This is a genomic window from Aeromicrobium panaciterrae (assembly GCF_039537165.1).
GTDB lineage: Bacteria > Actinomycetota > Actinomycetes > Propionibacteriales > Nocardioidaceae > Aeromicrobium > Aeromicrobium panaciterrae.
This window is the reverse complement of the sequence record NZ_BAAAZZ010000002.1, coordinates 987,131-998,905: the sequence shown is the minus strand read 5'-3', so window position 1 is coordinate 998,905 and position 11,775 is coordinate 987,131. Positions and strand designations below refer to the sequence as shown.

Below are 11,775 nucleotides of genomic sequence, written 5' to 3'. Positions count from 1 at the left end.
CAGCCTAGATCTACAACCCGCGCGTGAGCCCGCCGTCCACTGGCACCATTGCGCCGGTGATGAAGCTCGCTGCCGGCGAGAGCAGGAAGGCCGCAACGTTGCCGAACTCCTCGGGAGTGCCGTAGCGGCGCAGCGGGATGGCCGCCTCGTTGGCGGCGCGAGCGGCAGCCGGATCAGCCGCGAGCGAGTCGAGCTCTTGGACGCGATCGGTGTCGACCCGACCCGGCAGCAGGCCGTTGACGCGGATACCGCGCGGACCGAGCTCGTCGGCCAGGGTCTTGGCGGCCATCGCCAGGCCCGGTCGGAGCCCGTTCGAGATCGCGAGGTTGGCGACCGGCATCTTGGCCGAGCTCGAGAGCACGAACGCGATCGAGCCTCCCTCCCCGAGCTCAGCGCCGACTGCCGTGGCGAGGCGGATCGAGCCGAGGAAGACCGACTCGAAGGCCGAGCGCCACTCGTCCTCGGTGCGCTCCATCATGACTCCAGCCGCCGGCCCGCCGACACTGATCAACGCCCCGTCGAGACGGCCAAACGTCTCTCGGGCGGCGGCGATCAACCGCGCGGGCGTCTCGGGATCGGCGTTGTCGGCCGCAAGACCGGTGGTGTTGGCCCCGAGCTCGGACAGCGTACGGTCGACCGACTCCTGGGAACGCGACGAGATGACGACCTTGGCGCCGTCAGCGACGAGCACCTTCGCAGTGGCGAGACCGAGTCCACCGGTCGCTCCGGTCAGGATGTACGTGCGGTCCGTGAGTCCCAGGTCCATGTGGCCAGACTAGGACGGTTGCACTACTTCTTCTTGCGGGGTGGGTCGGGCTCGATGCGCAGGGTGTTGAGTGCCGTCGCCAGCATCTCGTAGTGACCGGTGAGCAGGAGGAACTCCACCGAGCGCCGTTCGTCGAGGTGCTCGCGAAGGACGTTCCAGCTGGCGTCGCTGAGGTCCTTCGTGTTGTGCAGCTCATCGACGGCGGACAGCAACGCCACTTCGCGTGCGTTCCAGTGCGGATCCGATGGGCCGACCGTCACGGCGGCAAGGTCGTCCGTGGTCACACCAGCACGCTTGCCGATGCGCTCGTGATGGGATCGCTCGTACGCGCTGCCGGTCAGCGTGGCGACGCGCAGGATGATCAGCTCGGTCTCTCGGCGGGGGAGCTTGCCACCGGGCATCAGGCCGCCGGCGAACATCAGCCACCCCCAGAACAGCCGCTTGGTGCGCCCCAGCACCAGGAACACCTGGGGTGGGTCGGTGCCCATGGCCCGACCGGCAAGCGAGCCGAAGCCGCGGATCAGCGGTCCGGTCTGCCGCCAGGTGCCGGACGTGATGCGTGGCCCGCTCATCCGGCGATCGGCCTGGCCTTCTCAGCCTCGGGGAGCACCTTGTTGGCCAGGGTGTTGAAGATGCGCATCGCGACGGCGTAGCCGGGCGGGAATGCTCGCTGCAGCGTGAAGATCAGGAAGATGTCGGGTGAGGTGTAGACCATGTAGCGGTTGCGACTGACGCCCTTGAGGATCGCCCGGGCGGCATGGTGGGGCGTCACGGCACGCTTCTTGAAGTGCGCTTGTGCCTTCCTGAACGCTTTGCTGCTCTTGTCGACGCCGGCCACCTCGATCGTCTCGGTCAGCCCGGTGTTGACGCCGCCGGGGCAGACCAGGCTGACGCGGATGCCGTGACGGCGCAGGTCGAAACGCAGCACCTCCGAGACGCCGCGCAGGCCGAACTTGCTCGCCGAGTAGGCCGCGTGCCACGGCATGCCGATGAGGCCCGCCGCCGACGAGACGTTGACGAGGTGTCCGCCGCGACCCGCGTCGACCATGGTGGGTACGAACGCCTCGATGATGTGGATCGGTCCCATGAGGTTGACCTCGACCATGCTGCGCCAGTGCTTGTGCTCCAGCGCCGAGACCGTGCCCCAGGCGGAGATGCCGGCGACGTTCATCACGACGTCGACAGAGCCGTGGGCGTCGTGCACCTCGCCGGCGAACGCCTTCACCGCCTCGACGTCGGTGATGTCGAGCGACTTGGCGTACGCGACGTTGCCGCCAGCGGCCGTGATGGTCGAGATGGTCTCGTTGAGCGGGGAGATGTCGGTGAGGATCACCCGGGCGCCGCGTTCGGCAGCCACCTCGGCGGTGGCTCGGCCGATGCCGCTGGCGGCGCCGGTGACGAGCACGAGCTTGCCGTTGATGTCGGTCATCCCCGCATCTTATTGGCAATTCGTTCAGTTGTGACCCCCAAACCGTAAACGGGGTTTACGACAAGACTGTGGGCAGCATCTTGGCCGCGGCCTGGAGAGCGGCGGTGCTGTCTGTCGCCGACGGGGTTGCGATCGCTGATGCGCGAGCGGCGCTGGGTTCCCTGCGGCTGGGCTGACACTGGGTCCGGCGATTTCTGACCGACCAACCTCGTGCGATAGGGTGATCGTCGCCCGTCTCGGGCACGGCCAGGTAGCTCAGTTGGTACGAGCATCCGCCTGAAAAGCGGAGGGTCGCCGGTTCGACCCCGGCCCTGGCCACAAGGAATGGGCCACATCAGCAAGCAAGCGCACGGGTCACAGTCGCGAAAGTGTGCGCGCGTCGCTACTTCTTGACGGGATCTGGTGAGCCAGCTGTCTTGCTGACGGCGTCGCCGACGGCGAGCGACTCAAAGAGCTTGCCCGGGATGCGCAGCTTTTTTGTCTTCCCGTCTGACAGTCGCACCTCGACCTGGTGAACCATGTTCTGTCCGTCGAACGAGTTGCGGGACAGATCGGTGACGACGCCTTCCCAGGCCTCGGATCGGCGAGCCGCCCCGCGTTGACGAACGCGAGCGCGGAGGAGCAGGAGAAGAGCGATGAGTACAACAGCGATGGCGATGGCGATCCACATGTCTCGCACGCTAGGCACCTGGTGTACGAGGGTCAAGGGTAAGAAAATCCCCTCATCTCGATGAGATGAGGGGAGATTCACGTGGCGACCCCGACCGGACTCGAACCGGCGACCTCCGCCGTGACAGGGCGGCGCGCTAACCAACTGCGCCACGGGGCCTCGTGGCAACTCCGCAAAGGAGCAGACGCAACTGTAACGCACGGGCGGTCAGCGAAACAAAACGGGTGGCGGTCTCACGGAGCCCCTGGACGTACCTCATCTGACGGGTTGGTGGGCACCCCGTCCGCAGACTGAGCCAGCCCCACAAATCGCTCGGAAATCGCTTGTATGAAGGCATGACCGCACACGCCATCCCGTCCCCACTCTCGCTTGCGCAGCTGGTGGAGTGGACGAGCTGTGTGGCCGACGACGTACGTGCGGGGCACTACGCCGTCGAGGCCGACGCCGAGGAGCGCTGGCACGTGCGCCTGCACCGTGACGACCAGGTCGACATCTGGCTGATCAGCTGGACCACCGACCAGGGCACGCAGTTGCACGACCACGGCGGATCGTCGGGCGCGTTCACGGTCGTCAGCGGGGAGCTCAGCGAGACGATCTGGACACCCGGCGTCGAGAGGCTCGCGGAGACACCGCGTACGGAGGGTGACACCGTGGTGTTCGGTGAGCACTACGTCCACGACGTGCGCAACACCGCCGCCGAGACCGCCGTGAGCGTGCACGCCTACTCGCCGCCGCTGTCGCTGATGAACTACTACGACACCGACGGACGTGAGCTCATCAAGCTGGCCTCGGTGTGGACCGACGACCCGGAGGAGCCGGCGCCCACCCTGCGAGCCGTGACATGACCATCCGGTACGCCTCCGTCGACGATCTCCTCGAGGCGTCGCGGGGCTCGATCCAGCGCCTCGAACCCCTCGATGCGTACGCTCGCGTCGCCGCCGGAGCGCTGATCGTCGACATACGCCCTGCCTGGCAGCGGGAATCAGATGGAGAGATTCCTGGTTCTGTCGTAGTCGAGCGCAATCATCTGGAGTGGCGCCTGCATCCCGAGTCAGGCGCGAGCCTGCCCCAGGCGCAGGCTGGTCAGGAGTGGATCGTGGTGTGCACCGAGGGCTACACCTCGTCGCTGGCGGCAGCGGCGTTGACGTCGCTGAGCCTGCCGGCGAGCGACATCGTGGGCGGAATCCACGCCTGGCGTGACGCCGGACTGCCCGTCGTGGCCGGTCCCACACCGGTCGAGACGGTCGTGCCGCGTCACCGAACCGTCACGAGATCAGCCCCTCTTGGCATTGCCGACCTCGCGTGATGAGGCAAGACTGTCCCGAGTCTGTTGATTGCCTACCAACGCCCCTGCCCACACTGTGCGCCACGCGGAGGACCGCATGATCGAATACCGCTCCATCAGCAAGACGTTCGCTGACGGCACCGAGGCGGTCAACGACTTCAGCCTCGTCCTCCCGTCCCGCACCACGACGGTGTTCGTCGGATCGTCGGGTTGTGGCAAGACGACGCTGCTGCGCATGGTCAACCGCATGGTCGAGCCGACCGCGGGCGAGGTGCGCATCGACGACGTCGACATCGCGACCCGCAACCGGGTCCAGCTGCGGCGCAGCATCGGCTACGTCATGCAGCACGCCGGGCTGCTGCCGCACCGCAAGGTCATCGACAACGTCGGTGCCGTGCTGCGGCTCAACGGTGTCGACAAGAAGGAAGCGCGGGAGCGGTCGTACGCCGTGCTCGAGACGGTCGGACTCGACTCGTCGGTCGCGACGAAGTACCCCACTCAGCTGTCCGGCGGTCAGCAGCAGCGGGTCGGAGTCGCGCGTGGCCTCGTGACCGACCCCAACATCCTGCTGATGGACGAGCCGTTCGGGGCCGTCGACCCGATCGTGCGTGACGAGCTGCAGCAGGAGCTGCTCCGCCTGCAGCGCGAGCTCGACAAGACGATCGTCTTCGTCACGCACGACATCGACGAGGCGTTCCTGCTCGGCGACCAGGTGGTCATCCTCAAGCAGGGCGGCCACATCGCCCAGGTCGGCTCGCCGGCCGACATCCTGGCCAAGCCCGCGGACGACTTCGTGCGCAGCTTCGTCGGACTCGACCGCGGCAAGCGCACGCTCCACGTCGAGCAGCGCGACGGCACCTCGATCGTCGTCGACACCGACGGCAAGGTCACCGGGGTGCTGTCTGAATGACCTGGTTCCTCGACAACGTCGACTACGTCTGGTCGCTGACGCTCAAGCACGTGTGGCTGAGTGCCGTCCCGATCGTGCTCGGATTCGTCATCGCGGTGCCGATCGGCTGGTACGCCAGCCGCCACCGGCGCACCCGTGGCCTCATCCTCAGCACCGGCAGTGTGCTCTACACGCTCCCGTCGCTGCCGCTGTTCCTGATCCTGCCCGGGATCGTCGGCACCAGCGTCCTCGATCCGCTCAACGTCATCATCGCGCTGACGATCTATGCCGTGGCGATCATGGTCCGCTCGGCGACAGATGCGTTCGCGGCGGTCTCGCCGGCGGTGCTCGACGCGGCAACTGCGGCCGGTTTCGCGCCGGCAGGACGGGCGTTCGGGGTCGAGCTGCCGCTCGCCGGTCCGGTGCTGCTCGCGGGCCTTCGGGTCGTGTCGGTGAGCACCGTCAGCCTGGTCAGCATCGGGGCGCTGATCGGCGTCGACAACCTCGGATCGCTCTTCACCGACGGCTTCCGGCGTGACTTCCAGACCGAGATCGTGATCGGCATCATCGCAACGGTCGTCATCGCCCTGGTCTACGACCTGCTGTTGGTCCTTGTGGGTCGCCTCCTGATGCCCTGGGCCAAGGCGCAGACGCCCGATCACGACAACCCGCCCCTGCGGCAGTTCTTCCACCGGTTGAGTGGGGCGAGGCCATGAGCGTCCTCAGCGAGACCGTCGACTGGCTGACGGATGGCGACAACTGGTCCGGCGACGCCGGCATCCCCCACCGGGTGGTCGAGCACCTCGGCTACACCGCACTGACCGTCGCGATCGCTGCGGCGATCGCCATCCCGCTCGGTCTCTACATCGGTCACACCGGCCGCCTCCGCGGACTCGCGATCGCCGTCTCCGGGGCGCTTCGCGCCCTGCCGACTCTCGGTGTCCTGACGTCGATCCTGCTCATCACCGGGATCGGCCTCAAGCCGTCCATCATCGCCCTCGTGCTGCTGGCGCTCCCGCCGCTGCTCGCCGGCGCATACTCCGGACTCGAAGCCGTCGACCGCTCGACGATCGACGCGGCCCGCGCGATCGGCATGACCGAGACCCAGATCCTGACCAAGGTCGAGGTGCCACTCGCCCTGCCGTTGATCGTCGGCGGCATCCGTTCGGCCACGCTCCAGGTCGTCGCCACCGCGACGATCGCCGCGTACGTCGGCCTCGGCGGGCTCGGCCGCTACCTCATCGACGGCCTGGCACTCAGTGACTATCCCCGTATGGCGGGAGGCTCGGTCGTCGTGATCGTCCTCGCGCTCGTCCTCGATGCTGTCTTCGTCGCGCTCCAGCGCCTGGCCATGGGAGGTCGAGCAACCGTCGAATCAGCCGCCCAGTCATGAACCACTCCCACCCCCTGAACCCCTTCACAAGGAGAAACAACCATGAACAAGACCAAGCTCACCGCGCTTGCAGCGGTGGCCGCTCTCGGCCTGGCACTCGCCGGCTGTGGAAGCGATGACCCGACCAGCTCCGGATCGTCCGACAAGGGCACCATCACGGTCGGCTCGGCGGCGTTCCCCGAGAACGAGATCATTGCCGAGATCTACGCCCAGGCCCTCGAGGCCAAGGGTGTGAAGGTCAAGAAGCAGCTCAACATCGGTGCCCGCGAGGCCTACATCAAGGCTCTCAAGGACGGTGCGATCGACCTGGTGCCCGAATACACCGGCAACCTGCTGGGCTACCTCGACCCGAAGGCGACGGCCACGACGCCCGACGCGATCGAGGACGGCATCGACGACGCCCTGCCCGACAACCTCGAGATCCTCGACGTCTCCAAGGCTGAGGACAAGGACTCGCTCAACGTGACGTCCGAGTTCGCCGCAGCCAACAACCTCAAGACGATCGAGGACCTCAAGAGCGTCAAGGGCCTGAAGCTGGGTGCCAACCCGGAGTTCGCGGAGCGCCCCTACGGCATCCCGGGCCTCGAGAAGGTCTACGGCATCACGGGTGTGAAGTTCACCGCGATCAATGACGGCGGCGGGCCTGCGACTCTCAAGGCGCTGCTCGACGGCAAGATCGATGTCGCCGACATCTACTCGACGACGCCGTCGATCCTCGCCAACAAGCTGGTGACGCTCGAGGATCCCAAGAGCCTCATCGCTTCGCAGAACGTCGTGCCGTTGATCAACGACGACAAGGCGACCGACACGGTCGAGGACGTGCTCAACGCGATCTCGGCCCAGCTCACGACGGCCGACCTGCTCGACCTCAACAGCAAGAACCAGGGCGCCGACAAGACCGCCCCCGCCGTGCTGGCGAAGCAGTGGCTGACGGACAAGGGCCTGATCTAAGGGCTCCTCGGTTTACCACGCCACCGTGGTAAACATCGTCCCCCCGCGGGAAACTTGCCGCAGGGGGACGATGTTTGCCGTGTCCGGAGCTACACCAGGGCGGGCTTGCGTTCCGGCTGCACCTTCGGTGCGGGCTCGACGGCCAGCTTGGTCAGCGGCTTCCTGAGCACGAGCAGCAGGGCCGGCAGCAGCACCAGTCGTACGAGCGTCGCGTCGAGCAGGATCGCGACCGACAGGCCGACACCCATCTGCTTCATCTCGAGCATGCTGAGCGTTGCGAAGACCGCGAACACCGAGACCATGACGGCCGCCGCACTCGTGACGACACTGGCCGTGTCGCGGATGCCGAACTCGACGGCGCTGTCGTAGTCGAGGCCCTTGCGCAGACCCTCACGGACCCGGCTGAGGACGAACACGTGGTAGTCCATCGACAGGCCGATCAGGACCACGAAGCAGAACAGCGGGATCCAGTCGACGACGAACCCGGAAGACTCGTAGTCGAGCAGGCCGTTGAACCAGTCGTGCTGGAACACCAGTGTCAGGACTCCGAACGCGGCCCCGACCGACAGCAGGTTGAGTGCCGTCGTCAGCAACGCGATGGTGACGCTGCGGAACGTCCAACCCATCATGACCAGCGTCAGTGCCAGCACGAACCCGATCACCAGGGGGAGCTTCGAGGGACGGTTCTCGTAGTCGTACGCCTCGGCGACTCCGCCGCCGACGGCGGTGGTGACGCCGTCCAGGGAGCCCGCGGCGCGCGGCACGATCGTGTCGCGCAGCTGCTCGATCGACGCGTCGTTGCGGGGGTCGCCCTCGTGGTGAGGAGCAGACAGCGTGAGCGCTGCCGTACGCCCGTCCTTGGAGAACTCGATCGCATCGTCGGTCGCCGAGCCGACGTCGGCGCTGACGGCGTCGCTCTTGATCTGCTCGATCGCAGTACGGAGATCGGCACCGCCATCGCGAGCTGACTTCAGGACGATGTCGATGCTCGGCCGCTCCGTCGGGAAGCTCTCCTGCATGCGCTGATAGGCAGCGATCGCCGGGATGTCCTGCGGGAGTGTGTCGACCGTGCCCTGCTGCATCTTCATGCCGAGCGCCGGAACTGCGAGCCCGAGGAGCAGGCCGCCGGCGATGAGTGCCGACACGACGGGCTTGCGGACCACCGGACGTACGAGCCGACCGCTGATGCCGCCAGCTCCGATGCGGCGGTTGAGGCGCCACAGCAGCGGGATTCGTGGACGGTCGACGGCGCGACCGAGCTTGGCCAGCAGTGCCGGCAGTACCGTGAGCGAACCGAGGACGGCGACGGCGACCACGACGATCGAGCCGACGGCCAGGGCGTTGAACACCTGCTCACCGGACAGGAACAGCCCGGCCATCGAGACCATGACCGCGAATCCGGAGACGACGACGGCGCGGCCCGAGGTGGCTGCCGCGATCTCGATCGCGTCGATCGTCGCCCGACCACGTCGGCGCTCCTCGCGTTCGCGCTTGAGGTAGAACAGCGAGTAGTCGACGCCGACAGCCATGCCGATCAGCAGGACGACGTTGGCGACGGTGCCCTCGTCGGGGGCGAGGTAGGACAAGGGCGCGTACAGACCCAGTGCCGTGACGACCGAGGTGATTGCGAGCAGCACCGGGATGCCGGCAGCGATGAACGCGCCGAACGCGATCAGCAGGATCAGGAACGTGATCGGGAGGCTCAGCGACTCTGCCGAGGCGAGGTCCTCGCCGACCTTGTCGTTGATTCCCGAGTCGATGGACGCGGTTCCGGCCTGGGCGATGTCGAGGCCCGGGTTGTTCTTCTGGACCTTGGCGGTGGCATCAAGCAAGGCGCCGACATGATCGGCCGCATCGTCGGCGTCTCCGGCCAGCGTGATGGGTACCAGCAGGGCGTCCCGTGACTCCGACCAGATGGGCGGACCGACGTCGGAGATGCCCTTGACGTCGACCGCGGCCTCGGAGACCTGCGTCGCCGCAGTCTCTGCCTGGTCGGGGTCGAGCGTTCCGTCGGCGGCGGTGATGAGGACCGACTCGGTCGGGCTGGCACTGAGCCCGGCCTCGTCGAGGAGCTCGGCAGCCTGGCCGGACTGGCCGATGCGGCTGTCCTCCTCGCTGGGTTGCTGCGTCGGCACGCTGATCATCAGCGCGACGGCGGCCGTGACCAGGGCGATCCAGAGTCCGATCGCCCTCCACGGGTGGGTCGCGCTCCAACGTGCGACCCGAACGGTGGGGGAGCTGGATGACATGGTGTTGTCCTTCCTCGATGTTGTTGGCTCCAGCCTTCAGCTCCCGGACCGGTCGCGACATGGTGCTGACACCCCAGTCCGAAGTGGGCCTGGACCCACTGTGCGACGGTGGGCGATGAGCCACGATGGACGGAGAACAACCACTTCACGAATCGGAGCACCACTCATGAGCACGACAGTCGAAGCCGCCTCACCGTTCGCGGGGGAGTCGTTCGCGGAGGGCGTCTCGCGCCGACTCAAGCTGAGCGGGTTGTCCATCGCGTACGTGCTCCTGGCCGTCCCGGCGCTCGTACTGCTCTGCGTGCTCACCACTGCTCTGGGCGTCGCCATCGTCGGCGTCGGCATGGTGCTGCTGCTCATGTTCGTCCCGCTCAACCGGCACCTCGCGAACGTTCACCGCCACCTGTCGGGCCGCATCCTCGGCGTCAAGATCGAGGAGCCGTACATGCCCACCGAGGCAGTGTCGGGGTTCGGCCTGCTCAGGCGGTGGATGAACGACCCGGCCCGCTGGCGTGACTGGGCGTGGACCTGGATGTCGGCCACGGTGGGCTGGGCACTGTCGTGGATCGCGTTCGGCATTGGTCTCGGCGTCATCTGGTTCGCGATCTACCCGTTCATCTTCGCGATCACTCCCGACGGTGTGTTCGACGTCAATTACGGACTCTTCAAGATCGACACCCAGGCCGAGTCGTTCTTCGAGTGGACCTGGTCGCTGCTGATGCTGGGGCTGTGGTGGAAGGTCATGCCGGTTCTGATGCGCTGGCGGGCCGAGCTCGATCGCTCGCTGCTGTCGCCGTCGCGCGAGACGCTTGAACGCCGCGTCGCCGAGGTGTCGGCGTCTCGTACGGAGACCATCGATCACTCCGCCGCCGAGCTGCGGCGCATCGAGCGCGACCTGCATGACGGCGCACAGGCTCGGCTCGTCGCGCTCGGCATGAACCTCGGCCTCGCCGAGGAGATGCTCGCGACCGACCCCGAGGGTGCTGCCGCCCTGCTCGCCGAGGCACGCGGAGTCACCACGTCGGCGCTCGGCGACCTGCGCTCTGTCGTACGCGGCATCCATCCGCCGGTGCTCGCCGATCGCGGCCTCGCAGGTGCGATCCAGGCGTTGGCGCTCGACATGTCGTTCCCGGTCTCGGTGCTGATCACGCTGCCCGGTCGCCCGCCGGCTCCGGTCGAGTCCGCGGTCTACTTCGCGACCAACGAGCTGCTCGCCAACATCGGCAAGCACGCTGGTGCGACCCGTGCCGTGGTCGAGGTGTCACACGTCGACGGCATGCTCACGGTTCGCGTCGAGGACGACGGTCGAGGTGGCGCCGAGGCGTCGAACGGCTCGGGTCTGGCGGGGGTGGCGCGACGTCTGTCGGCGTTTGACGGCACGATGGACGTGAGCAGCCCCGCCGAGGGCCCAACCGTCATCACCCTGGAGGTCCCGTGCGAGTTGTCATCGCCGAAGACCTCGCCCTCCTCCGGGACGGCCTGACCCGGCTCCTCGAGGCCTACGAGTTCGAGGTCGTCGCCGCGGTCGACGACGCCGAGAAACTCATCGAGGCGCTGCGCACGTACGAGCCTGACATCGCGGTCGTCGACGTACGCATGCCGCCGACGTTCACCGACGAGGGCCTGCGCGCCGCGATCGAGGCCCGGGCCGAGCGGCCTGGTCTGCCCGTGCTGGTGCTGTCGCAGTACGTCGAACAGCTCTACGCCCGCGAGCTGCTGAGCAGCGGCGACGGTGCGGTCGGCTATCTCCTCAAGGACCGGGTGGCGGATGTCGTGACGTTCGTCGAGGCCGTACGAACGGTGGCCGCGGGCGGCACGGTGCTCGATCCCGAGGTCGTCGCGACGCTGATGGCGCGGGCGCAGCCCGACAGCCCGATCTCGCGACTGACTGATCGTGAGCGTGAAGTGCTCGAGCTGATGGCTCAGGGGCGCTCCAACACTGCGATCGCCGCCGCGCTGTTCGTCACCGAGAAGGCCATCAGCAAGCACACCAGCAACATCTTCATGAAGCTCGACCTGCCGCCGGACGACGACGACAACCGGCGCGTGCTGGCCGTCGTCGCCTACCTGCAGGGCTAACGACGGAGTGGAGCGGTGACTTAGCGTCCAGAGTGCATTGCGCGGTGGACGCTAAGTCACCGCC

13 protein-coding genes and 2 tRNA genes are annotated in these 11,775 nt (G+C 67.2%); 9 read left to right on the top strand and 6 right to left on the bottom strand.

Annotated elements, in window-relative coordinates:
• Window positions 1–10: 10 nt before the first annotated feature.
• From ABD683_RS05595 to ABD683_RS05585, 3 genes are read right to left on the bottom strand one after another with little or no spacing between them, the layout of a single operon-like run.
• Window positions 11–766, bottom strand: coding sequence for an SDR family oxidoreductase (locus ABD683_RS05595; RefSeq protein WP_344768036.1), 756 nt, complete (start codon window positions 764–766; stop codon window positions 11–13).
• Between the two features lie 23 nt (window positions 767–789).
• Window positions 790–1,338 carry a carboxymuconolactone decarboxylase family protein gene (locus ABD683_RS05590; RefSeq protein WP_344768034.1) on the bottom strand — a complete coding sequence of 183 codons (549 nt, stop codon included), beginning with the start codon at window positions 1,336–1,338 and terminating at the stop codon, window positions 790–792.
• Window positions 1,335–2,195, bottom strand: coding sequence for an SDR family oxidoreductase (locus ABD683_RS05585; protein WP_344768033.1), 861 nt, complete (start codon window positions 2,193–2,195; stop codon window positions 1,335–1,337). Before ABD683_RS05585 ends, ABD683_RS05590 begins: the two co-directional genes overlap by 4 nt.
• Window positions 2,196–2,439: 244 nt before the next feature.
• On the opposite strand from ABD683_RS05585, the gene ABD683_RS05580 reads away from it, so the two are divergent.
• Window positions 2,440–2,513, top strand: a tRNA-Phe gene (locus ABD683_RS05580).
• Between the two features lie 64 nt (window positions 2,514–2,577).
• Here ABD683_RS05580 and ABD683_RS05575 read toward each other — a convergent pair.
• Window positions 2,578–2,865 (bottom strand): DUF7489 domain-containing protein, encoded by a 288-nt coding sequence (locus ABD683_RS05575; RefSeq protein WP_344768031.1) that lies wholly within the window; start codon window positions 2,863–2,865, stop codon window positions 2,578–2,580.
• Window positions 2,866–2,947: 82 nt separating this feature from the next.
• Window positions 2,948–3,024 (bottom strand) — tRNA-Asp (locus ABD683_RS05570).
• 176 nt (window positions 3,025–3,200) lie between these two features.
• Between ABD683_RS05570 and ABD683_RS05565 the strand changes: the two genes are divergently transcribed.
• The 6 genes from ABD683_RS05565 (at window position 3,201) to ABD683_RS05540 (ending at window position 7,383) form a co-directional block, all read left to right on the top strand.
• On the top strand, window positions 3,201–3,710 hold the full coding sequence (locus tag ABD683_RS05565) for a cysteine dioxygenase (RefSeq protein ID WP_344768029.1): 510 nt from the start codon (window positions 3,201–3,203) through the stop codon (window positions 3,708–3,710).
• Window positions 3,707–4,171 (top strand): rhodanese-like domain-containing protein, encoded by a 465-nt coding sequence (locus tag ABD683_RS05560; RefSeq protein WP_344768027.1) that lies wholly within the window; start codon window positions 3,707–3,709, stop codon window positions 4,169–4,171. The genes ABD683_RS05565 and ABD683_RS05560 overlap by 4 nt, the downstream gene beginning before the upstream one ends.
• A gap of 76 nt (window positions 4,172–4,247) precedes the next feature.
• Window positions 4,248–5,060 (top strand): ABC transporter ATP-binding protein, encoded by an 813-nt coding sequence (locus tag ABD683_RS05555; protein ID WP_344768025.1) that lies wholly within the window; start codon window positions 4,248–4,250, stop codon window positions 5,058–5,060.
• Window positions 5,057–5,755, top strand: a complete 699-nt coding sequence (locus ABD683_RS05550; RefSeq protein ID WP_344768023.1) for an ABC transporter permease — start codon at window positions 5,057–5,059, stop codon at window positions 5,753–5,755. The genes ABD683_RS05555 and ABD683_RS05550 overlap by 4 nt, the downstream gene beginning before the upstream one ends.
• Window positions 5,752–6,432: an ABC transporter permease gene (locus tag ABD683_RS05545; RefSeq protein ID WP_344768021.1), complete on the top strand. Its 681-nt coding sequence runs from the start codon at window positions 5,752–5,754 to the stop codon at window positions 6,430–6,432. The genes ABD683_RS05550 and ABD683_RS05545 overlap by 4 nt, the downstream gene beginning before the upstream one ends.
• A gap of 42 nt (window positions 6,433–6,474) precedes the next feature.
• Window positions 6,475–7,383, top strand: coding sequence for an ABC transporter substrate-binding protein (locus ABD683_RS05540; RefSeq protein WP_344768019.1), 909 nt, complete (start codon window positions 6,475–6,477; stop codon window positions 7,381–7,383).
• Window positions 7,384–7,472: 89 nt separating this feature from the next.
• On the opposite strand, the gene ABD683_RS05535 is transcribed toward ABD683_RS05540, so the two are convergent.
• Window positions 7,473–9,632 carry an MMPL family transporter gene (locus ABD683_RS05535; protein ID WP_344768017.1) on the bottom strand — a complete coding sequence of 720 codons (2,160 nt, stop codon included), beginning with the start codon at window positions 9,630–9,632 and terminating at the stop codon, window positions 7,473–7,475.
• Between the two features lie 166 nt (window positions 9,633–9,798).
• Here ABD683_RS05535 and ABD683_RS05530 point away from each other — a divergent pair, with 166 nt between their 5' ends.
• Window positions 9,799–11,115: a sensor histidine kinase gene (locus ABD683_RS05530; RefSeq protein ID WP_344768015.1), complete on the top strand. Its 1,317-nt coding sequence runs from the start codon at window positions 9,799–9,801 to the stop codon at window positions 11,113–11,115.
• A complete protein-coding gene (locus ABD683_RS05525; RefSeq protein WP_344768013.1) occupies window positions 11,067–11,711 on the top strand; it encodes a response regulator in 645 nt (214 codons plus the stop codon). Before ABD683_RS05530 ends, ABD683_RS05525 begins: the two co-directional genes overlap by 49 nt.
• Window positions 11,712–11,775 lie beyond the last annotated feature (64 nt).